Source organism: Janthinobacterium sp. ROICE36 (genome assembly GCF_002869965.1).
Lineage (GTDB): Bacteria > Pseudomonadota > Gammaproteobacteria > Burkholderiales > Burkholderiaceae_D > Janthinobacterium.
The window spans coordinates 21,668-43,092 of sequence record NZ_PEBS01000042.1 but is presented as its reverse complement, the minus strand read 5'-3'; the positions used below and the strand labels follow the sequence as shown (position 1 = coordinate 43,092).

The following is a 21,425-nucleotide window of genomic DNA, read 5'->3' as shown; positions in this document are numbered from 1 at the left end:
CCTTTGCCGCGCGCATGCCTTGGAGCGCCGACGAGATTTGCAAACTCACGGAATGCTACGCCACAAGCACGCGCGCAACTGTCGCATTGATTTTTCCGGGCCGGAAAACCTCAAGCATCGAATCGAAGGCGCACTGGATGGGGCTTTCGCGGCCAGTCAAGCCCGGTAGAACTGCGGCAGAAGTCCTTAAGGCAAAGCGAGAATCAATGGCTCGCCGCCGGGCCCTTGATCTCGATGTCGCGCGCAGCCAGATTGGCGGCCGGTTGTTGGCGCGCCCAGGCTCGCGCCGGCGCGACTGGATTTGCGCAGGTTGCGCGGCCGATTTGGCGGTAATCACATGAAGCGCAGCCAGCCCATGAAGCCAGGCAAGGGCTTCAAGCCCCGCAAGGCGCCCATGCCCAGCACCGGCATGCTGTCCGTGCAGTCGCATCAGCGCACGGCGCCGAAGCGCAAGGCCAACTTGAAGACCAAAGGCTCGCGCTCGACGCCGATCCGGCGCGCCGCGCGCGGCCAGGACTGCACGCTGCGCCTGGCCGTCTGCAACTTCGACCCTGAGACCTCCGTGCTCTGCCACAGCAATTTCCTGGCAGACGGGAAGGGCATGGGCCTGAAAGCGCCGGACACCGCCGCCGCGTTCGGTTGCAGCGCTTGCCACGACGTGCTCGACGGCCGGCGCCCGCGCCCGGCTGATCTGTCGATGGCCGGCCTGGAGGTTGCCTTTCGCGCGGCTGTCGGCACCACACACGAAATTTTACGGTCGATGGGCCTGCTCGATGCAGCGCCTGCCGCCACTCAACCTACATTGGAACACCCATGAGCGCCTTTAGCCCACAAGAGCAAAAACACCTGAAAGAAGCCGCATACAGCGAATTCCTGCGCGCCAAGATCAAGCTGGCCCAGCGCAAGGGCTTCGACGTGCCGCTGGCCGATATCCATCCAGGCCTCAAGCCACACACCCGCGACATCGTGCGCTGGGCCTTGGCCGGCGGCCAGCGCGCCATCTTTGCCTCGTTTGGCCTGCACAAGACCAGCACCAACCTGGAAGTGATGCGCCAGATCGGTATCCACCGGCCGGGTCTGCGCCTGATCGTGCTGCCACTGGGCGTGCGCCAGGAGTTCATCCGCGAGGCCGCGAAGCGCTTCACCGGCGAGTACGAAGTGCAAGTGCGATTCATCCGTACGGACGCCGAGATCGACGGCCAGGACGTCGTCTACCTGACGAATTACGAATCGGTGCGCGAGGGCAAGATCGACGTGCGCAAGTTTCGCGCCGTCAGCCTGGACGAGGCTAGCGTGCTGCGCAGCTACGGTAGCAAGACCTATCAAGAGTTCCTGCCGCTGTTCGAGCAGGTCGAGTTTAAATTCGTCTACACGGCCACGCCGTCGCCGAACCGTTTCAAGGAACTGATCCACTATGCCGGCTTCCTGGGCGTGATGGATACGGGCCAGGCCCTGACGCGCTTCTTCCAGCGTGACAGCGAGAAGGCCGGCAACTTGACGTTGTACCCGCACAAGGAACAGGAATTCTGGCTTTGGGTGGCCAGCTGGGCCGTCTTCATCCAGCGCCCGAGCGACCTGGGACATTCCGACGAAGGCTACGACCTGCCGGCGCTGGAAGTGCGCTTCCACGAGGTACCGAGCAACTACGACACGGCCGGTGCCGAGAAGAATGGGCAGGGTCTGCTGATCCCGAACGTGGCCATGGGCTTGTCGGCGGCCGCCGGCGAGAAGCGTGACAGCATGGCCGCGCGCGTCGCCAAGGTGGCTGAAATCATGGCTGCGGATCCCGATGATCATTTCCTGATCTGGCACGACCTGGAGGACGAGCGCCACGCCATCCAGGCGGCCGTGCCCAGCGTGGTCAGCGTATGGGGCACGCAGGACCTGGATCAGCGCGAGCAGCGCATCGCCGACTTCAGCGACGGCAAGATCAAGGATCTGTCGACCAAGCCGATCATTGCCGGCAGCGGCTGCAACTTCCAGGTGCATTGCCATCGTGAAATTTTCGCGGGTATCGGCTTCAAGTTTAACGATTTCATCCAGGCCGTCCACCGCGTCCAGCGCTTCCAGCAGCAGCACGCCGTCCGCATCGACATTATCCATACCGAGGTCGAGCGCAAGGTGCTGGCCGACCTGATGGAAAAATGGCGTCGCCACGACGAAATGCAGGCCAAAATGGGGCAGATCATCCGCGCTTACGGCCTGGACCAGCTGTCCATGCAGGATTCGCTGGCGCGCACCATCGGCGTCGAGCGCGCGGTGGTGGCCGGTGAGCGGTTCTCGGTGGCCAATAACGACTGCGTGCTCGAAGCGATGCAGCAGCCCGACAACTCGATGGGCATGATCATCACCAGCGTTCCATTCGCCAACCATTACGAATACACGCCCAGCTACAACGATTTCGGCCACACCCAGGACAACGATCACTTCTGGGCGCAGATGGACTTCCTGACGCCGGAACTGCTGCGCATCCTGCAGCCGGGCCGCATCTACGCCTGCCACGTCAAGGACCGCATCAATTTCGGTAACGTGACCGGCGCCGGCGTGCCGACCGTGAGCCCATTCCACGCTGAGGCGCTGTTCCATGGCATCAAGCACGGCTTCGACTACATGGGCATGATCACGGTAGTGACGGACGTGGTGCGCGAGAACAACCAGACCTACCGCCTGGGGTATTCCGAAGTGTGCAAGGACGGCACGAAAATGGGCGTCGGCTCGCCCGAGTACATCCTGCTGTTCCATAAACCGCAGACGGACCGCTCGCGCGGCTACGCCGACACGCCAGTCACCAAGGCCAAGCCGATGTGTCTGGACGATGCCGGCGACCGGATCCCGTTTGACCGTAAGGCCGCGCCGATTCCTGGTACCGGCTACAGCGTGGCGCGCTGGCAGGTCGACGCGCATGCTTTCTGGCGCTCGAGCGGTGATCGCCTGCTGGGCGCGGCCGAGCTTGCCAGCTTTGGGCCGGGCAAGCTGGCCAAGCTGTTCACCAGCATGTCGCTGGACAACGTCTACAACTACGAATACCACGTCGAGGTGGGCGAGGCACTGCTGGCCGGCAAGGCGCTGCCTGCCGATTACCTCAGCCTGGCGCCCGGCAGCGCAGATCCTGCCGTCTGGCACAACATCGTGCGCATGCGCACCTTGAACGGCGAACAGTCGGCGCGCGCGGTCGAAAAGCATGTTTGCCCGTTCCAGATCGATATTGTTGACCGCCTGATCGGCCGCTACAGCAATCTGGGCGAGGTTATCTATGACCCATTCTGTGGCCTGGGCACCGTGCCCGTTCGCGCGATGAAGCTGGGCCGCCGCGGCGCTGGCAGCGAATTGAACCCGGCATATTTCACCGACCAGGTGCATTACTGCCAGGCGATGGAGCGCGAGGTCAGCATGCCCACGTTGTTCGATATGGAACTGATGGACGAGGAGAACGCCAAGTGACGCGCGCAAATTTCAGTGAGTTCGTGCTGGGCGCCATGCCCGGTACCAAGGCCGAGATCGTCATCAAGTCGGGCGTCAGCCAAGCCACCGTGCTCAAGTGGATAGGCCAGCTGCACGCCGATCGCAAGATTTACATCGCCGGCTGGAAGCCGCACCCGCGCGCTGGCGCCGCTATGGCCGTGTATGCGGTCGGCGACCTGCCGGACGCCAAGTGCAAGCTGAAGCACATGACGAAGCGTCAGGTTCGCCTGCGCTTCGAGGCCAAGGCCAAGCTGGACGGTCGCTGGGACCAGATGCAGGCGCGCTGGCGCAGCAAGCACTGGATCCGTAAGGCCCGCGCCGTGGGTGATCCCCTCGTGGCTGCGCTGTTCGGTGCGGCGCGCGGGCAGGAGGTGCGAACTTGAATTATTACCCCTTCCACATCGGCGACTTCCGATCCGGGACGGTGAACATGTCTCGCCAGGCGCGCTGGATTTACCGCGACATGATGGACGTCTACTACGACGCAGAAGCGCCACTGCCGCTCGATATCGATGTGCTGTGCGACGCATTAGGCGTTGATACGGCGGACGAGCACGCGATTGTCGAGCGCCTGCTGCGCTTCAAATTCATTAAAACTGACGACGGCTACCGCCACGAGGTCTGCGAACAGGTGATAGCGGACTACCAGGCTAAAGCTGAGACCGCAAAGGCGAACGGCAAGAAGAGTGCCGCGACCAGGTATCAGAACGGCCGATACATGCCGGGCGAGGGTGTCATGTATGCCGTGCGCGTCAGCCCCACGACTGTCAAGGTCGGGGTCACTGCAAACATGAAAAGCCGTCTACATCAACTGCGCAGCAAATATGGCAAACATGCCTTCGTACTGCACCAGGTCGCGGTCGCATGCATGGGCGATGCAGAGGGTGATTTGCTCGCCGAGTATGTCGATGTGCGCAGCGGCGAGGAATTTCCTGTTGAGGTCGCACAGGAACCGCTGCTGATATCAGCAATGGATCGCATACAGGTCGCATACCAAGTCGCCTTAGTGTCGCATGCCGGGTCGCCTAACCGGTCGCACACTAACCAAGAACCAATAACCAATAACCATAAACCAGTAAACCTAAAACCTTCGTCGGCTTCGCCTCCCGAGCCTTACCCCGAAGAATTCGAAACGGCCTGGCAAGCGTACCCGCCGCGCCCCGGTGCAAGCAAAAAGGATTCGTACAAGGGCTGGACGGCCCGCCGGAAGGAGGGCGTACCGGCCGAAGCGCTCCTTGCTGGCGTGCAACGGTACGCGAACTACGTGCTGTTCTCGCGCACCGAGCCGCAATTCACGAAACAGCCGGCCACGTTCTTCGGGCCAGGAGAGCACTACAAGGCCGACTGGGCAGTCGGCGCAACGCAAACACAGAAAGGCGTCATCCATGGAAACTTTGGCAAGCAGGATTACCACAAGGGCGTTAAGGCAGATGGCACCTTTTGAAGGCAAGAAACGCTACGCCAGCGCGCAGATCGAGCGGTGCCCGATGCACGGCGAGTACACGGCAATGCTGATTCGCGGCGCCTGGTCCGGCTGCCCGGATTGCATGAACGTCGAGGACCAGGTGCGAGAGGCCGAGCAGCGCGCCGCCTGGCGCCAAGAGCTCAAGGCGCGCGAATGGAGCGCAAAGCTCGGCCGTGCCGCTATTCCCGAGCGTTTTGCTGATCGCCGCCTCGAATCGTACCGGCCGGATTGCCCTGGCGCCGAGCGTGCGCTGGCCGTGGCCACCCGGTACGCCGAGAACTTCGAAGATGCACGGGCCACTGGCGCATGCCTGATCTTCGCTGGCGACGTCGGAACCGGGAAGACGCATTTGGCCGTAGGCATTGCCCACCACATCATGGCGCAAGGGCGCCAGGCGATATTCACATCGGTGATGCGCGCGGTGCGCTCCGTCAAAGAAACCTACGCCAAGGGCGCTGGTCGCACCGAGGCGCAGGCCATCCGCGATCTGGTCGACCCTGATCTGCTGATCCTCGACGAGGTGGGCGTGCAGCACGGTAGCGACACGGAAAAGCTGATCCTCTTCGAGATCATCAACGGCCGATATGAGGCGGCGCGCCCGACCATCGTCATCAGCAATCTGGACGCTGCCGGCCTGGAGCAGTTCCTGGGTGCGCGGGCGTTTGACCGACTGCGCGAGGGTGGCGGCAGGCTGGTGGTCTTCGATTGGGAGTCGCACAGGGGGAAACGTCAGAGTGTCCAGGCTGCGAATGCCGCTCAGGATTTGCCAGAGGCACCGCCGCACTGCGCAAGGGCCATGGCCGCTACGAAGTGACGTACCCATTAGAAAAAACGGCTTAAAAGGCTTCAAATGAAAAATCAAGAAAACAAAATCGCAGCAAACAAACGCCTGGCCGAGCTGCTTGGCTGGACCAGCATTGTCGAGGTCGACGGTGCACTGCTCGGCAAGCCGCCGGCGGGCGCGGCCGAAAGCCGTGGCCAGGCGCTGGTGCCGGACTGGGCTGGCGACTGGGCGGCGGCAGGGCCGCTCAGCACCGAACACGAAATTGATCTCCTGCACAACTGGGGCAGCGTAAATGCTGTTTGGGCGCATGGGAAGCAAGCGCGCGAAGTATTCGAAACCGAGATCGATAATCGCGACGACGGCATCCGTCTGGCCATCGTTCGGGCCGTGATTGCGAAACTGGAGGCGGGCCAATGATGCCCCGTGGCTTGCAGGCACTGGGCCGCCTCAAGGTCGGCGCCATGAACCAGACCGAGGCGGCCTATGCCAGGACGCTGGAGCTGCGCAAGGCGGCCGGGGAGGTGGCCTGGTACAAGTTCGAAGGCCTGAAATTCCGCCTGGCCGATAACACGTTTTACACGCCTGACTTCGCCGTGCTCTTGGCTGGCGGCGCGCTGGAGGCGCACGAAGTGAAAGGCCACTGGCAAGACGATGCGCGCGCGAAGATCAAGATCGCGGCCGACATGTACCCCCTGCGCTTCGTCGCCGTGCAGGCGCTGCCGAAGAAGTTGGGTGGCGGCTGGAAACTGGAGGAATTCTGATGAGTGCACGATATCCTGGCCCCGCCAGCGCGCTCGACCTGATCGCCGTCAAGCAGCGCATCGATGCCGACACGTGCGACCAGCTGGCCATGGCCATGCTCCTGGCGCTCGATGCGGCAAAGCGCGGTGCTGCGCCGGCGCCAGTTGCCAATACGCTGACCGAACACCTGCTCACCAGCGTGGCAATTTGGTCGCAGATGGGCAACAAGCCGCTGTACGCGGCAGGCGTGAAGGCATGGGACGCATTGCGCAAGGCATGTGCCAGGCCGACAGCACTGCTCGACCTGACGACTGGCGAATACGCGGCGATCAGCAAATCGATCAGCTATTACGTCCGGGCGCTGCCGAGGCTGGAAATCGGCGTGCTGGTGGCGGCGCAGCAGCGGGCGCTGGCGCAACTGCAAGGATGAAAATATGTGTCGAAAATCATGTTGAAAATCATAAATATTTGGTCGCATGTGATACGCTCGTGTCATCGTCTTTCGGAGGGTGTTATGGGTTTTGCAGATCGTTATATTTCCGCTATCGGTTCGTCAAACCTGCTGGACGACGCGCTGCACCACCAGACCGAGCCGCTGGCCGCCGCTGCCCTGGCCGGCGATATCGGTGCGCTGCTATGTCGCGTGAAATATGCCGACGGTACGCTCACGAAAATGTTTGAAGGCAATGCGGGCAACCTGGCGCAGCTGCTGCGCATCTGGACTGCCGAGGTGATCCGGCGCGGTCAGGCGCGCCGCTGGCTGCCGGAAAATACGGCCTGGGATGCCCAGTCGGCCCAGGCGCTGTATCGCCGCGTGGCCGAGAAGTCGCTGGCGCACTGGCTCGACAGCACCTGCAAAGGCTGCAGTGGTACCGGCGTCAAGGCACTGCTGGGCAATGGCATCTGCACCAGCTGCAAGGGTTCGGGCGCCGCCGCGATTCACGGTACAGCCGGCCTGGAGCTGGAGCGCGTCAAGGACATGGTGAGCGAGTTGAGCGCCATTTCCGATAGCCACTCGGGCAGAGCGGGCGGCTTGTTGCGTGGCGACGACCGGTAGCGAAAAATGTAGTGAACCTGTGTTTACAAACAGTATTCCGTTGTATAATGCAGGCTCTTATTCAAGAAAACTCTTCCGGAAATCGTAATGTGCGCTTGGCGCCACCGATAGCCGGAACTAGCGACAGTACCCGGACCCAGCGCCGTATCTGCACGCCTTGAATTTGCGTAGTACCCGGCAGATTGTCCGGGACGAACCCATGAAGCCACCCTTGAGGTGGTTTTTTGCATTTAGCGCCACAATGATGCGATCATGAACGCAATAGCCATCCTCAAGCGCCTTCGACTTCGGCGCACGCCCGGAGAAATGGCCGCCATCATCGCCGACACAGCGCCGACCGAGCCACCCACGCGCCAAGAGGTGATTGACCAGCTCGACGCCGACGTGGTGCGCCAGTTCCAGCGCATGCTGGACGTGGAGGGTGATTAAGAAAGCGACACTTCAAGTCGCTTACCCAGCGCCTGCAGCGCGGCGTCGATCTGGTCGATCTTTGTCGCATGCTCCAGGTCAGTCAGCCGCGCAGCCGTTTGTGGTGAAGCGCCAAGGCGCCGGCTCAACTCAGAGGCGTTGACCTTCTGGGTCAGCATTTCGTTGAGCAGCAGCACCTTGGCCGCGACACTGATGGGGAGATCGACCAGGCGCTCATCGCGCTGCGCTTTCGATGGCATCGGCACAGGCCGCTTCTCATCGAAATAGATGCTCATGGCCTCGCGCAGCACATCGCGGGCCATAAACATCGCTTCGTCGTCGTCATCGCCTTGGGTGATGGCCTCAGGAATATCGCGGAACGTGACGACATAGCCGCCGTCCGGATCGGGTGTAAAGCTTGCAGGATATTTCATATTCGTCCTCTTCTTGGTGCGGATAGCTGGTGCTGTGAATGGTGCTGCAAACCCCTTTCGGGGCTTGCCTCACTTCAGATTTAGTTGCTTCTTGACGCCTTGAACAAGTCCTGTTTTAAGTTCCTTGCTCGGGTGTCTCGGTAGGTAGCTGGTTTTGCCGTTGAGTTGGACTTTCGTGTGATTCGTACTATCTGTGAAAGTCGCTCCCTGCAGTTTCAGCCACCGAACAAACTCACTCTGTTTCACCGCACCTCCTTTGTTTGTTTCAATGAGGCTATTTTATACAAAAATGTGTAAATAAGGAAGAATTATTTATACATTTTTGTGTAATATTTGGTGAGGCCAGATGCGCGCGCGAGCATGCCGCCGCAGGCCTGAAAAGGAGGTACATCATGAAGTAGCGAAGACAGCACCCGACCACACGGCGCCAATTCCGGCGCAGGCATGAGCAAGAACCTCGCGGATAGAGCCTGCAGCTCGATACGCCGCCTCCCTTGGGCGACTTCCGCGAGATCCCCAAGGATCTCACTTAAGGAGTGGGTATGACTATGGAAGAACTGCGCGAATATGTGCGCGCTCGTGTTCGAATCACCCCATCAGGCTGTAGGAATTGGACGCTCTGTCTCGATAAGGATGGATATGGTCGCGCCTTCGTTGCGTCCTTCCCAGAAACGAACCGCGCACACCGGCTCTCCCGCATCGCCTTTCATGGAAGTATCTCAGATGGACTGGTCGTCATGCATTCGTGCGATAACCCGCAGTGCGTTAATCCAGTGCATCTTTCCCTTGGCACCCAGTTGCAGAATATCGCCGATAGCAGAGATAAGGAGCGTGGCGGTGCATATTTCTATTCCGGTCAAGAAAATCCAAAATGCGTCATAGATGATGATGGTGTTAGGCGTATTCGGACGCTCAAGCGCAGTGGCATGACGCACAGTCGGATTGGCGCGGAAGTGGGGTGCAGTAAGACGCTCGTCACCCTTGTTGTAACAGGTCGACGGTGGGCACATGTAATTTAGCGCATTCCACGGCAACCAGATTTCGCGGGCGTAGCTCAATGGTAGAGCCGAAGCCTTCCAAGCTTTGAACGCGGGTTCGATTCCCGCCTCCCGCTCCAGTTCAATTCTGTCGAAATCGACGGAATTAAAAATGCACCACCAACGACGAAGCCCCGACAGACGCGAATCTGGTCGGGGCTTCTTGCAGTTACGAGATCACATTTGATGCGAGCAAGCCTTATGCAGCGCCGGGCTGGCTGGCCTCGTGAATTGCTTTTGCGACGCCGGCGAATAATTTCGACTCATACGAATGCGGGTTGCGCTGCGAGCGATTCATCAAGATAGCGATGACTTCATTCTGGCGTTGCACATATTCAGAGCTGCTTGCGTATGCTGTCTGGTAAAACTCCAGGGTTGTAAACGCTTCGTGGATTGTTTCAAACGTACTTTTTGTCATTCTAAACTCCATAGGTAAAACATGAACATCATTACCCTCGCGACAGTAGTGGACGCAGCCACGCATGAGTACCAGGCAAATGGCAAGATCGTGCGCGCCTTCGACACCAACGGCCAAGGGGATCTTCTGCCTGTCGAACACAAACAGCACCCGGATAATAGCAAGTTTACATTGCCGTATTCGCCATTCGGGAAAGTCTACGCCGAAGTGGTGCGCTGACCCGACTCCAGTTTCTCCTCGCCCGGCACGCCGGGTTTCGCCGCCGGCCGTATCATTGCGCTGGCGGCTTTTCTATATGAGGTGCCGCATGTTCGATATCGACTTCCGCCGGATGATCATCACCGTCGTCCTGGTGGGCGCCATGATTGGCGGCGCCGTAGTCGCGCTCATGCTGCTGGCCTGGCCCTGGTTGTGGGCACTGGCCAAGCCTGCGCTGCACGCCTGGACCACCTGACACTTGCGACTGCCAGCGCGCTCCAGTGGCAGAGGCTCACAAAACGGGCGCAGTCACCGACGAGCAAAAGCCAAGAGGATCCACCGCAGCGTATCGCGGCCCTGCTTGGCGCGGGCGGTGACAATACAGCGCGATAACATCAGGCGCGCACAGGTAGGCCTCGGCAGCGGCAAGGCCTTCTTCCATAAGGATGCGCACGGCGGCGGCAATGACCTCCTGCCGCAAGTTGGTGGCGGTTCGCGCGACAGGCTGGCTTGGAGTGCAATCGAATTGCTTCGACATAGGATCGGTCCTCGATAAGAATCAAGAGGATGGCAGAAATGCATGGCGATCATTTGATAAATATCAACATAAAGCCATCGGGCTAAGCAAATGAAAAAGATCCAACACACCTCGAACAACGATGTTTTGGGTGCACCGGCTGGCTGGGACCAGGGCGAACTGCCTTGCAACGCGCTGCCGATCACGCGCACGCATGTGGGCGATCTACCTGCCGTGCTGTCGTACTGGCGCCCTGACGCCGACGAGCTGGCCGCGCTGAACGCCGGTGGCGCTGTCCGGCTGTGGTTGGTGGGCGCAACGATGCCGCCCGTGATGCTCGATGTGGAAGGTAGTTAAGCTGGCAGCAAGGGAAGATCAATTAGAGGTAAATATGGCGCAGACCGACAAGGCTACGCCGGATTGGGAGCGCATTGAGTCTGATTACCGGGCCGGGCTGCTGTCCGTTCGGGAAATCGCCGCACCCCAGGGAATCACAGAAGGCGCCGTCCGCAAGCGGGCAAAGCGTGACGCTTGGACAAGAGACCTCGCCGCAAAGATCAAATCGAAGTCTGATGACCTGGTACGCAAGGAGGCGGTACGCAGTGCGGTACGCACAGAACGGGCCGGTACCGATGCTTTCGTCGTCGAGGCCAACGCTGAGGCAATCGCCGCTGTCCGTATCTCGCACAGATCAGACATTGCCCGCTTTCGCAGGTTGGCGCGCAGCCTCTTGCGCGAAATCGAGATTGAGACCGAAAGCCTCGACTTGTTCGAGGAGCTCGGCGAATTACTGCGCAGCGAGGACGACAAGGGGCAGGACAAGCGCAACGACATCTATCGCAAGGTAATTACTGGCGCATCCCGCGTCGATAGCATGAAGAAGCTCGCCGAGACGCTGAAAACGCTTATCGGGCTGGAGCGCGAGGCATACAACATAGGCGAGGCCATGAAACCATCTGACACGGATAGCGCCGCATTCTTGCGCGAGATCGCATCCCACTTGCCAGACTGATGGCCGTCAGCCTTCAAACCCAGCGCGAACTCGCTCGCTGGTACAAACTGGTCGACCATCCGGTGCAACTCGCCTTGGTCGCCGCCGTCGCCAACGGCGTGCGCTTCCCTGTGGTGCCAGCTGGCCGCCGCTCAGGCAAGACCGAGCGCGCTAAGCGCTTCGTCGCCAAGATGGCTATGAAGAATCCGGGTGAGCGCTACTTCATCGCGGCGCCGACGCATACCCAAGTCAAGAAAATGTACTGGGCGGACATGAAGCAGTTGTGCCTGTGCAGCTTGCAGGCCAAGGCGCCATCTGAAACCGACCTGATTATCTTCCTGAACAATGGTACTGAGATCCACCTGATCGGCCTGGATCGGCCGCAGCGCATCGAGGGGGTGTTCTGGTCAGGTGGTGTGATCGATGAGATCGCCGACATCAAGCCTGAGGCCTGGGAGGCGAATATCAGGCCAGCGCTGGACACGTTCAACCCGACCCGGCCTGACTATCGCGCTTGGTGCTGGCTGATCGGCGTCCCGGACGGCTTGAACCACTATTACGACATGGCCAAGTACGCCGAGTCGGCAAACGATCCTGATTGGAAGGTGTTTCACTGGAAGAGCTCGGAAATTCTGCCGGAGGCGACCATCGCCGCGGCCAAGCGCCAGATGTCCGCCAAGCAGTACAAACAGGAATACGAGGCCAGCTTTGAGGGCGCAACGGGGCGAATTTACGAGGACTATGATCTTAGTAACCACACGGACGCCAAGATCGAGCCGCACGAGCAACTGCTGTGGATGCACGATCAGAACTTTACGCCGCTGTCGTCCGCGATTGGCGTGCGGCGCGGCAATGCGCTGCTATTGCTCGATGAGATCGTGCTGACCAGCGCGGTGTCTAAGCAATCAGCCGCCGAGTTTGTGGAAAAGTATAAAGATCACAAGAATAAGCATGTTCTGGTCTACGGCGATCCGGCAGGGCGGGCGGGCGAGAAACACGGGCACGCGTCGGACTATACCGACATCGAGGGCGTGCTTAAGGCGAGCGGCTGGGCATTCACTCGCAAGGTCAAGCACGCGGCGCCGGCCATCAAGGACCGCCAGAACGCGGTGCGAGCCAAGGTATGTACTGCGGACGGCACGCGCACGCTGTTCGTCAACCCGTCTACGGCCAAATGGTGCGACAAGGGCCTGGCCACCGTCCAGCTACAAAAGGGCTCGACGTTCCAGGAAGACCAGACAAACAAGTATCAGCACATCACGACCGCCATCGGCTATTGCATAGACGTTGAATGGCCGTCGGTGAAGACTGGCACAACCGTTGCGCCGCTGCGCATGTAACAACAAGGAATTCCATGACTGACGCCGTACGCAAACAATCAGCCGAAGCCGCAAAGCTGAACGAGGATTGCGCCCTGGTTGCCGCGCTGTTAGGCGGCACCAAGACAATGCGCGCCGCCGGCAAGGCCTATATGCCGCAGTGGCCGGGTGAGGACGTCGGAAGTTACGATTTGCGCCTCGCTGTGGCCACGCTGTTCCCGGCCTATGCCCGCACCATCGACGTGCTGTCGGCCAAGCCGTTCAGCAAGCCGGTGACGCTGGGCGAGGACGTGCCGGAGCGGCTCAAGCCCTGGTTGCAAAATGTCGACCTGTCCGGCCGCGACCTGCATAGCTTCCTGTCCGAGATCACCCAGGAGGCCATGGGCTACGGCTTTTCCGGCATTCTGGTCGACTTCCCCAAGGCAGGCAACTTGGTCACGAAGGCCGACGAGCAGGCTGCCGGCGTGCGTCCGTACTTTGTCCAGGTGCACGTGCAGAACGTGCTGGGCTGGCTGCCGAAGAATGAGACAAGCTTGGAAGGCCTGACCCAGCTGCGGTTGCTGGAAAGCGTGTCCGAGCCGAATGGCGACTTCGACACCAAGGAAATCGAGCAGGTTCGCGTCTTGGGACGGGGCACCTGGCAGACCTGGCGCCAGAGCGATACCGGCAGCAAAAAGGAGTGGGCGCTGCATGAAGAGGGCATCACCAGCCTGAAAATCATCCCATTCGTGCCCGTCTACGGCAAGCGCCTGGGCTATATGCAGGCCACGCCGCCGCTGCTCGAGCTGGCGCACAGCAACGTCGAGCACTGGCAGAGCAAGAGCGACCAGCAGAATATTTTGCACGTCGCGCGCGTGCCAATCCTGTTTGCCAAGATGCTGGGCGAGGGCGGCATCACGGTCGGCGCCGGCAGCGCGGTCAAGTCCGAATCGCTAGAAGGCGATCTGAAATTCGTGGAGCACGGTGGTAAGGCCATCGAGGCCGGCCGTCTGTCGATCCTTGACCTGGAAGACCGCATGCGCCAGGCTGGCGCTGAATTGCTGGTGATCAAGCCGGGCAACGTGACCGAATCGCAGACCCTGGCCGACAACGAGCAGGGCGCGTGCGCATTGCAGAAGATCGCAGGTAACGTCGAGGACGCTGGCGACCAAGCGCTGCAGTTCATGGCGCAATGGGTGGGAGAGGCCGAAGGCGGCCATATCACCATTTTCAAGGACTTCGGCGCCGCGTCGCTGGCCGAGGCCAGTGCAGAGCTGCTGTTCAAGAGTGCCGCCAGCGGGAAAATCTCGGGCGAGACGTACTTCAACGAGCTGCAGCGCCGCGGCATCCTGTCGCCGGATCTGGACTGGGTGACGGAGCAGGAGCGTATTCAGTCGGCTCCGCCAGACCTGATGGGAGCATAAATGGGCGCGCTTGAAGAGTGGATTGCCGAGATGTTTCTCGTGCATTCGTTGAACCTGCTGCGCTTTTCATCTGGCGCGCAAGAGAAGATCTTGCTGCTGATGGCCGCCATGTCGAAGGAATTGACGGCCAAGCTGAACGAAGGCGAGATATCGACCTACGGCAAGCAGCGCCTTGGCGCACTGCTGCGCGAGTCGAACGCAGTGATTTCGTCGCACTACACCGGCATGCAGGCGGAAATGACCCGCAACTTGACCGGCATGGTGCGCATCGAGGCCGATTACACGGCCAAAGTGCTGAGGCAGGCGCTCAAGATCGAGCTGGGTGCCAAGCTTCCGCCTGCCACTTACCTCGAAAAGCTGGTCGGCGACACCCTGATCAAGGGCGCGTCGTCGGCGGATTGGTGGAAGCGTCAGGCACTGGATACGCAATTCCGCTTCGCCAGCCAGGTCCGGCTCGGTGCAGCGCAGGGCGAAACGACGTCGCAGATCGTGTCGCGCGTGCTGGGCAAGAGCGCCAAGGCGGCTGATTCGTTGTCCAACAAGCCGGCATTGCCTGTTACGCCGCCGATGCCCGATTCGAAGGCGCCACCGGCCGGGCCAGCAACGAAGCCGGGTGCGCCGCCAGTTGATCCGAATGCAAAGCCGCCCGGCACCGCACCAGATCCAGTTGCGCCGGGCGAGCAGGGCATCTTGAAAACGTCAGCCGCAAATGCGCGCGCGCTGGTGCACAGTTCGGTGCAGGCCGTGGCCAATGCCGCGCGCCTGGCGTCGTTCCAGCAGAATTCGGACCTGATCGAGTGCCTGGTGTGGCTGTCGACGCTCGATTCGCATACCTGCCTGCTGTGTGCCATGCGCGATCTGCACGAGTACTCGCTGGACGACCAGGAGCCTATCAACCATACCCACGAGTGGGCGGGTGGGCCGGGCGCCATTCACTTTAGCTGCCGCTGCGTGCTCAGCACGCGTACCAAGTCATTCAAAGACCTGGGCATCGAGCTGGACGAGCCGGGCGACAGCACGCGACCCAGCGACGGCGGCCCGGTCAGCGGCAAGATGAACTTCAAGGACTTCTTGGCCAGCAAGGATAAGGCCTGGCGGGCTGAGTACTTAGGGCCGGGGCGTGCCGAGATGTATGAGGCAGGCAAGATCACGCTGAACGACCTGATGAACCTCAAGGGGCGAAAGCTGACGCTGGAGGAGTTGCAGGCGAAGTACGCCAGATAAGTTAAGATGTGTTTTTAATTATCAAAATGGCTGGGATTACTGGCTAGATTGATCCATTGCAAACGAGTCGAGATTGATTGAGCACATTATCAAGCAGGATATCGCTGCCGTTGAACGATATAACTTGAAGGCGAAGCCGCATCATGTTTTGCAAACGAGCATGGGGCCAAGTCCATTCGAAGGCAATATCCACAGCAGCCCAGTAGTTTTGCTTTTGGCAAATCCAGGCTTTGATGAAAATTCATCTGTCGACGATCACCATTTTAAGGTCGACGGCTGGCCCCTTGCCGGAATGCACCCAAGCGCCCCCTCAGGCATGCGTGATTGGTGGCGGCCGCGATTGCGAAAGCTCTGCGAAATACATGGAGAGCAAACTATTGCGTCTAATGTTGCCGCGCTTCAAATTAATCCGTGGGCGAGCACGAATTACGACGCGGGGTTGAACTTGCCAAGCCGAAAAGGTCAAATTGCTTTAGCGGAAGCGGCTGTAAATCGTGGGGCCGTGTTGATTATCATACGTGCTGAGAAGCTGTGGCGATCCAGCGAAGTGATCGACAAGTACAGTAAGACCTTCCGCACGAACTCGTATCAAAGTTCGTATATAACGGAGGGCAATTTGCCGGCCGAGGCGTGGCGTGAATTAAACGCGCAGATCTCGCGCGCCTCTCGCGGGCAGGTTGGTGGTCCGATGCGAGTTTTAAATCATGCAGCGGACGAACTGACGGTGTTGCCTGGAATTACCGCTGAAGTGGAATTTTTATCGTTAAGCATGCGTTTGAATGGCAATATACCCGCGCTTTCTAAAGTACAGCTTGGAAATGGTAGCCTTCAATTTGACGTTACGGGCGATATTGATCAAGTAACATGGGCTCGCAAACAGATTGAGGCAGATGAGTGCATCGTACGCATTTGCGGCAAGTTGTTCCGCGTGAAAAGCACCTTGGGTTTCCTATTTCCTGAATGGCTCAGTATCAGCGCAACCCTTGAGCCGCTGACCATAAAGTAAGCTCAAGCAATACTACATAAATGATTTTGAGGCCGCCCGGGCAACCAGGCGGCTTTTTTTATGCCGCCAGCGGACGCGACGCGGTGCACGGCCGGAAGGCCATCGATAGGGCGGATGCCCGGAAAGCTCTCAAATGAAACTGAAACTCGATGCAAATGGAAACGTGGTGCTGCAAGACGGCAAGCCAGTCTACATTCTTGACGATGGCCGCGAAGTTGCTCATGACGCCGCCGCGACCGTGGCGAAGATTTCCAGCCTGAATGGCGAGGCTATGAGCCATCGCCAGGCAAAAGAGGCTGCGGAAGCCGCGCTGAAGCCGTTCAAGGATGCCGGCATCGAAGACGCTGCCGCCGCTGCTGCTGCATTGCAAACCATGGCAAACATCAATTCCGGCGATCTGACCACTGCCGCCAAGGTGCAAGAGATCAAGGACGCTGCGACGCGCTCGGCGAACGAGGCAGTCGCTGCGGCCACCCGCGCGGCCGAAGAAAAGCAGCGCACGCTGACCGAGCAGAACACCAAGCTCACCAATGACCTGAACGATCACATCATTGGCGGCTCGTTCGCGAGTTCCAAATTCATTTCCGAGAAACTGGCAATTCCGGCTGACATGGCACGAACCTTTTTCGGAAGCCGTTTCAAAGTCGATGGCGGCAAGCTCGTGCCCATGGACCAGCAGGGCAATCCGATTTTCTCGTCCACGAACCATGGCAACCATGCCGACTTCGATGAAGCCATCCAGGTGATGGTCGGCCAATACGCTAACAAAGACATGATCCTGAAAGGAAGTGGCGCGTCTGGTGGTGGCGCGGGCGGCGGTAAGAGCGGCGCAGGCGGCGGAAAGGAAATCCCTCGCTCGCAATTCTTCTCCATGGCCCCGCAGGCCCAGGCTGACGCAATCAAGGGTGGCGCCGTCGTTACCGACTAAGTATCCCGCAACCAATTCACCCAATCTTTTCAATGAACTATTTTGATGCCTTGCTGATGGATGTCGGCGGGGTGCTTTGGGCTGGATAGCCTATCCGTTGTACAACTCAAATCATCCCGACTGGTTCGCATTGTGCGGGCCATTTTTTTTCCCGAAAGGCATTAGCAAATGACTACCCTTACCCTCACCGGTCTCATCCCCGACATTTACGCAGCGATGAACGTCATGGCACGCGAGCAAGTCGGCTTTATCCCTGCCGTGTCGCGCGACTCGACCGCAGAGCGCGCTGCCCTGAACCAAACGGTTCGCTCGCCAGTCGTTGGCGCAATGGCTGCTGAAGACCTGACTCAGGGAGCGTACGCCGAGGATGCTGGCAATCAGACCATCAACTACGTTGATATGACGATCTCGAAGCAGCGTTCCGTCCCGTTCGGCATCAACGGCGACGATACCCAGCGCCTGCAAAGCGCTGGCACCTACGCCAACATCAATCAGCAGCGTATTGCACAGGCCCTGCGCACGCTGACCAATGAAGTCGAAACGGATCTGGCTACCACCAGTCTGAAGCTCAGCCGCGCCTATGGCGTCGTTGGCACGATTCCATTCGGTGCCGCTGGCGACCTGTCCGACTTTGCTCAGCCGAAGAAGATTTTGAAGGATAACGGCGCGCCGCTGTCCGATCTGCACATGGTGCTCGGCTCCGCTGCGATGGCGAACATCGAAGGTAAGCAATCCGGCCTGTTCCGCGTGAATGAAGCGGGTACCGACGATCTGCTGCGCCGTGGCGCCGTTAGCGTCGTCCAGGGCTTCGACCTGCACAACTCCGGCGCCATTGGCGACCTCATCGTAGCAGGCACTGCTGCCGGCTCGACTACCAATAATGCAGGTTACGCCAAGGGCGCCACCGTCATTAACCTCGCGTCGGTCGGCACTGGCGCGTTCATCGCGAATGATGTCGTGAAGTTTGCGGGCGACCCGAACCAGTACGTCCTGGCGTCTGGCGACGCAGACGCATCGAACGGCGGCGCGCTCACGCTGCGGGCGCCCGGCCTGCGCCAAGCAATCCCAGCTTCGGCAACTGGCATTACGCTGATCGCGGCAACCGTGCGTAACTCCTTCTTCCAGCGCGCAGCTATCCAGCTCGCGACGCGCGCGCCGGCCATGCCGGAAGGCGGCGACTCGGCGGATGACGTGATGATGGTAACGGACCCGATTTCGGGCATCACCTACGAGTTCTGCATTTACAAACAGAAGCGTCAAGTGCGCTACGAGGTCAATCTGGCCTGGGGCACGGCTGCCCCGAATCCACACCTGGGCGGCCACCTGATCGGCGGCTAATCCATCAACCCACCCGGCGGCCAACACGGCGCCGGGTAACTTGCGAGAACAATATGACCACCATCAAGATCAAACCATGCCACCCGAGCCAGGGCGAATTTGTCCTGATCGAGAAAACAGACTTCGACCCGTCGAAGCACGAACTGCTCGAAGGCGAGAGCCTGGGCGCCGAAGGGCAGGGTGATCGCGTCCCGACCGTAGCCGAACTGCTCGCGGCTCGCGCTGACCTGCTGGCCGAACACGATAACCTGCAGCAGCGCGAGCGCGAACTGGCGGCCGAGAAAGAGCGCGTTGCCAAGCAGGCGCACGAGAATGAGCTCGCTGTCGCCCGCAACGCGGAGCAGGCCACTGCCAACGAAGTCGAAGCGCAGCGCCTGCGCGACGAAGCTGCGAGCCTGCAGGTCGCGAAAGATGCAACTGCGGCCGCAAGTCTTGCCACTTCGACAGAAAAGCCCGCCAAGGCTGCCAAGGCATAAGCCCTAGACTGCACCGCCCCGTGCGCCGGGGTATTTCATAAACCGCATTCCTGAAAGTCACTATGCCAACCATCACCGCCGGCGGCACGCCGCAAACCATCGCTTTGCCCGAGGGCCAGGTCCTGAACGTGAGCGGCGGCCCCGGTACGACTGGCGTCGTCTACCGCCTGGATCAGGCGCTGGGCGGGACGAATTCGCTGCAGTCGTGGCCAGTGGGCAGTGGTGCGCTTGCGCCTATCGGACCGTATGCTGGTGAGCAGCGGTTTCTGGTGACGTGTTCGGCCGGCTCGATCAATATTGGCGTAGAGAATGCTGTGCTGGCAGCGCCGCAGTTTCAGAAAACGGCAATGGGTGCAGTTCTCGGCATCGCGTATGCGGGGATGGTATTCAGCACCGCCGTGCTATCCCTGGCAGCATCTGGCGATTTGTCTGGCGCGACGGACACTGCAAACATTGCCGCATACCAGGCGATCATCGCCGCGTCGAATCCAGGCGGCAAAAAAGCGTCGATGGAATTCAACGGGTCGAATGGGGCCTTCTATCTCAAAGCGACGAACATCACAGGGTCAAAATTTGCTGCTATCTGGTGGACGGACGGCATCGACATGGTAGGGAAAAATTCCCCACGCATCGTGTTGGCCGCCAGTACCGAGCCAAATGGATATGGGGGGCACGTTTTTTTCTGCCCGAATGTGTCGTTCCGCGCCACAGGGCTGGAGGTTGATGGCAATCGCCGCTCATTCATTTCACCGCCTGCGGCCACCTCACTGGACGGGCAATTTGGCAGTGGATTCTATGTTGCTGGATCGTCTAACGTCTGGATCACGAACAACTGGATTCACGGGCATATTTATCACGGCGTGTTGGCGGTCGACGACTGCAGCTATATCCACACCGATTTCAACCGGATCAACGACAACGGCTACCGCGCTGTACATTACAACGCCAACGACACCAGCTCTATCATCAACAGCTCGATCAATTTCAATGACGTCTACAGCAATGGCATGGCTGCGGACAATACGCTTAATTCTGGCATTTTTATGGCCCTGGGTTCGAGCTATCGGATCGAGGCAATTGGCAACAACATCCGGGACGAAAAAGCGGCCTGTCTTCATATCGCGGGATTTGTTACGGGCGGTACGAACCTGAGTCGTGAAATCACGGCGTCGATGAACCACACGAATGGTGGCACGATTGGCATTCTGATTACGGCCAATTTGCAGGATTCGAACATCACAGGGAACATCAGTTCCGATGCCTCAGTAGCCGCGTTCCAGCTCGGCCCCATGGTGGGCTGCAAAGTCAACGGGAACACGGCTCGTCGCGCGCGCGGGCCCGGCATGATCGCCGGCGCCACCGGCACCGACGCGATCATCGGCAGCCAGATCAACGATAACCATTTCATTGACTGCGACGGCTCCGTGGCGACCAATCGGGCCGCGCTGTACTTCGGTAGCGGCGCACACAAGGGCCTCTCCGTGTGGCGCAACACATTCCTGAACAACGGTATGACCGGTGGCACGGTATGCGGTGGAATCGCCAACGGCGGCGGCAGCCGCATGAAATGCTTGGGGCTCGGTGCAAATAATTTCATCGGGAACCGGGGTCATGCCATCGTACTGAATAACGTTGATGATGCATTATTGGTGAGCAACACCGGCACGGACAACTTTGAAGCGAGCGGGCCGCGCGGCAGTTTTATTTCGATTGGCGGCACGTCGAACAACACTCACGTCCTGGGCAATGTTTGTTCGAACGACGGAGTGGTCAATAATGTCGAGCAGTATCTGTTTGGCGCTACCACGACAAACAGCGTGGTAGCAGGCAACTACGGCCGTTGCGCTGCCAGCACCAACGTGTTTCGGGCCACGGCAGGAGCCACGGGCGTCCAGCGCGAGAACATCGGCCAACAGCGCTGGAATGCCACGTTTGCCCACGGTTCGGCAGCGCCGGTGACGGTGACGGTGACGGCGAACTACGTGGCACTCAATACTGATGTGTATGTGCGCTGTAACGGCGCGGCGGCCATCGCCGTGACGCTGCCGACGCCGGTCGATACCGGGATCGGTAAATTGATAATGTTCAAAAATCTATCGGCTTTTGCGGTGACATTTACCGGCACCGTGGACGGTAGCACCACGTTCACTCTCGCAGCAGGCCAAGCTGCGCGCCTGATTTCCAATGGGGCATCGTGGGATGCTGTTTAATTCGGAGGC

At 59.8% G+C, this 21,425-nt stretch carries 27 protein-coding genes and 1 tRNA gene; 24 read left to right on the top strand and 4 right to left on the bottom strand.

Features of this window, described 5'->3' with window-relative positions; genetic code table 11:
- Positions 1-337: 337 nt before the first annotated feature.
- The 10 genes from CSZ94_RS17365 (at position 338) to CSZ94_RS28055 (ending at position 7,938) form a co-directional block, all read left to right on the top strand.
- Positions 338-817 carry a nuclease domain-containing protein gene (locus CSZ94_RS17365; RefSeq protein ID WP_219726017.1) on the top strand — a complete coding sequence of 160 codons (480 nt, stop codon included), beginning with the start codon at positions 338-340 and terminating at the stop codon, positions 815-817.
- Positions 814-3,441: a DNA methyltransferase gene (locus CSZ94_RS17360; RefSeq protein WP_102122658.1), complete on the top strand. Its 2,628-nt coding sequence runs from the start codon at positions 814-816 to the stop codon at positions 3,439-3,441. The genes CSZ94_RS17365 and CSZ94_RS17360 overlap by 4 nt, the downstream gene beginning before the upstream one ends.
- Positions 3,438-3,845, top strand: a complete 408-nt coding sequence (locus tag CSZ94_RS17355) for a hypothetical protein (protein WP_102122657.1) — start codon at positions 3,438-3,440, stop codon at positions 3,843-3,845. Before CSZ94_RS17360 ends, CSZ94_RS17355 begins: the two co-directional genes overlap by 4 nt.
- On the top strand, positions 3,842-4,906 hold the full coding sequence (locus CSZ94_RS17350) for a YdaU family protein (protein ID WP_102122656.1): 1,065 nt from the start codon (positions 3,842-3,844) through the stop codon (positions 4,904-4,906). Before CSZ94_RS17355 ends, CSZ94_RS17350 begins: the two co-directional genes overlap by 4 nt.
- Positions 4,893-5,741 carry an ATP-binding protein gene (locus CSZ94_RS17345; protein WP_102122655.1) on the top strand — a complete coding sequence of 283 codons (849 nt, stop codon included), beginning with the start codon at positions 4,893-4,895 and terminating at the stop codon, positions 5,739-5,741. Before CSZ94_RS17350 ends, CSZ94_RS17345 begins: the two co-directional genes overlap by 14 nt.
- A gap of 36 nt (positions 5,742-5,777) precedes the next feature.
- Positions 5,778-6,128, top strand: a complete 351-nt coding sequence (locus tag CSZ94_RS17340; RefSeq protein ID WP_102122654.1) for a hypothetical protein — start codon at positions 5,778-5,780, stop codon at positions 6,126-6,128.
- Positions 6,125-6,472, top strand: a complete 348-nt coding sequence (locus CSZ94_RS17335) for a DUF1064 domain-containing protein (protein ID WP_258001048.1) — start codon at positions 6,125-6,127, stop codon at positions 6,470-6,472. The genes CSZ94_RS17340 and CSZ94_RS17335 overlap by 4 nt, the downstream gene beginning before the upstream one ends.
- Positions 6,472-6,882 (top strand): hypothetical protein, encoded by a 411-nt coding sequence (locus CSZ94_RS17330; RefSeq protein WP_102122653.1) that lies wholly within the window; start codon positions 6,472-6,474, stop codon positions 6,880-6,882. Before CSZ94_RS17335 ends, CSZ94_RS17330 begins: the two co-directional genes overlap by 1 nt.
- An 84-nt stretch (positions 6,883-6,966) precedes the next feature.
- Entirely contained in the window at positions 6,967-7,509 is a 543-nt protein-coding gene (locus CSZ94_RS17325; RefSeq protein ID WP_102122652.1) for a hypothetical protein, read from the top strand.
- A 252-nt stretch (positions 7,510-7,761) separates the two neighbouring features.
- On the top strand, positions 7,762-7,938 hold the full coding sequence (locus CSZ94_RS28055) for a hypothetical protein (RefSeq protein ID WP_180977518.1): 177 nt from the start codon (positions 7,762-7,764) through the stop codon (positions 7,936-7,938).
- Here the strand turns inward: CSZ94_RS28055 and CSZ94_RS17320 are convergent.
- Positions 7,935-8,351, bottom strand: a complete 417-nt coding sequence (locus tag CSZ94_RS17320; protein WP_102122651.1) for a type II toxin-antitoxin system HicB family antitoxin — start codon at positions 8,349-8,351, stop codon at positions 7,935-7,937. The genes CSZ94_RS28055 and CSZ94_RS17320 overlap by 4 nt on opposite strands.
- Before the next feature lie 69 nt (positions 8,352-8,420).
- Positions 8,421-8,597: a type II toxin-antitoxin system HicA family toxin gene (locus tag CSZ94_RS17315; RefSeq protein ID WP_102122650.1), complete on the bottom strand. Its 177-nt coding sequence runs from the start codon at positions 8,595-8,597 to the stop codon at positions 8,421-8,423.
- 296 nt (positions 8,598-8,893) lie between these two features.
- On the opposite strand from CSZ94_RS17315, the gene CSZ94_RS29305 reads away from it, so the two are divergent.
- Complete coding sequence (locus CSZ94_RS29305; RefSeq protein WP_102122649.1) at positions 8,894-9,370, top strand: HNH endonuclease signature motif containing protein; 477 nt, start codon at positions 8,894-8,896, stop codon at positions 9,368-9,370.
- A gap of 24 nt (positions 9,371-9,394) precedes the next feature.
- Positions 9,395-9,468 (top strand) — tRNA-Gly (locus CSZ94_RS17305).
- Positions 9,469-9,587: 119 nt separating this feature from the next.
- On the opposite strand, the gene CSZ94_RS17300 is transcribed toward CSZ94_RS17305, so the two are convergent.
- The gene (locus CSZ94_RS17300) at positions 9,588-9,806 is read right to left on the bottom strand and encodes a hypothetical protein (RefSeq protein WP_102122648.1); all 219 of its coding nucleotides are present in this window, start codon (positions 9,804-9,806) and stop codon (positions 9,588-9,590) included.
- 21 nt (positions 9,807-9,827) lie between these two features.
- Here CSZ94_RS17300 and CSZ94_RS27660 point away from each other — a divergent pair, with 21 nt between their 5' ends.
- Together CSZ94_RS27660 and CSZ94_RS28050 are read left to right on the top strand one after the other, a co-directional pair.
- Positions 9,828-10,025 carry a hypothetical protein gene (locus tag CSZ94_RS27660; protein WP_146009825.1) on the top strand — a complete coding sequence of 66 codons (198 nt, stop codon included), beginning with the start codon at positions 9,828-9,830 and terminating at the stop codon, positions 10,023-10,025.
- Between the two features lie 88 nt (positions 10,026-10,113).
- On the top strand, positions 10,114-10,260 hold the full coding sequence (locus CSZ94_RS28050) for a hypothetical protein (RefSeq protein WP_180977517.1): 147 nt from the start codon (positions 10,114-10,116) through the stop codon (positions 10,258-10,260).
- Between the two features lie 36 nt (positions 10,261-10,296).
- Here CSZ94_RS28050 and CSZ94_RS17295 read toward each other — a convergent pair whose 3' ends face one another.
- The gene (locus tag CSZ94_RS17295) at positions 10,297-10,542 is read right to left on the bottom strand and encodes a hypothetical protein (protein ID WP_102122647.1); all 246 of its coding nucleotides are present in this window, start codon (positions 10,540-10,542) and stop codon (positions 10,297-10,299) included.
- 90 nt (positions 10,543-10,632) lie between these two features.
- Between CSZ94_RS17295 and CSZ94_RS17290 the strand changes: the two genes are divergently transcribed.
- The 10 genes from CSZ94_RS17290 (at position 10,633) to CSZ94_RS17245 (ending at position 21,416) form a co-directional block, all read left to right on the top strand.
- Positions 10,633-10,878 carry a hypothetical protein gene (locus CSZ94_RS17290; RefSeq protein WP_102122646.1) on the top strand — a complete coding sequence of 82 codons (246 nt, stop codon included), beginning with the start codon at positions 10,633-10,635 and terminating at the stop codon, positions 10,876-10,878.
- A gap of 34 nt (positions 10,879-10,912) precedes the next feature.
- Positions 10,913-11,533, top strand: a complete 621-nt coding sequence (locus CSZ94_RS17285; RefSeq protein ID WP_102122645.1) for a hypothetical protein — start codon at positions 10,913-10,915, stop codon at positions 11,531-11,533.
- Complete coding sequence (locus CSZ94_RS17280) at positions 11,533-12,852, top strand: terminase large subunit domain-containing protein (protein WP_102122644.1); 1,320 nt, start codon at positions 11,533-11,535, stop codon at positions 12,850-12,852. Before CSZ94_RS17285 ends, CSZ94_RS17280 begins: the two co-directional genes overlap by 1 nt.
- A 14-nt stretch (positions 12,853-12,866) precedes the next feature.
- The gene (locus CSZ94_RS17275; protein WP_102122643.1) at positions 12,867-14,234 is read left to right on the top strand and encodes a DUF4055 domain-containing protein; all 1,368 of its coding nucleotides are present in this window, start codon (positions 12,867-12,869) and stop codon (positions 14,232-14,234) included.
- Positions 14,235-15,458, top strand: a complete 1,224-nt coding sequence (locus CSZ94_RS17270) for a hypothetical protein (RefSeq protein WP_102122642.1) — start codon at positions 14,235-14,237, stop codon at positions 15,456-15,458.
- A gap of 73 nt (positions 15,459-15,531) precedes the next feature.
- Positions 15,532-16,464, top strand: a complete 933-nt coding sequence (locus CSZ94_RS17265) for a hypothetical protein (RefSeq protein ID WP_102122641.1) — start codon at positions 15,532-15,534, stop codon at positions 16,462-16,464.
- A 133-nt stretch (positions 16,465-16,597) separates the two neighbouring features.
- Positions 16,598-17,392: a DUF6651 domain-containing protein gene (locus CSZ94_RS17260; RefSeq protein WP_102122640.1), complete on the top strand. Its 795-nt coding sequence runs from the start codon at positions 16,598-16,600 to the stop codon at positions 17,390-17,392.
- 168 nt (positions 17,393-17,560) lie between these two features.
- Positions 17,561-18,730 carry a P22 phage major capsid protein family protein gene (locus CSZ94_RS17255; RefSeq protein WP_102122639.1) on the top strand — a complete coding sequence of 390 codons (1,170 nt, stop codon included), beginning with the start codon at positions 17,561-17,563 and terminating at the stop codon, positions 18,728-18,730.
- 53 nt (positions 18,731-18,783) lie between these two features.
- Entirely contained in the window at positions 18,784-19,206 is a 423-nt protein-coding gene (locus CSZ94_RS17250; RefSeq protein WP_102122638.1) for a hypothetical protein, read from the top strand.
- Positions 19,207-19,268: 62 nt separating this feature from the next.
- On the top strand, positions 19,269-21,416 hold the full coding sequence (locus CSZ94_RS17245; RefSeq protein ID WP_102122637.1) for a hypothetical protein: 2,148 nt from the start codon (positions 19,269-19,271) through the stop codon (positions 21,414-21,416).
- Positions 21,417-21,425: the final 9 nt, after the last annotated feature.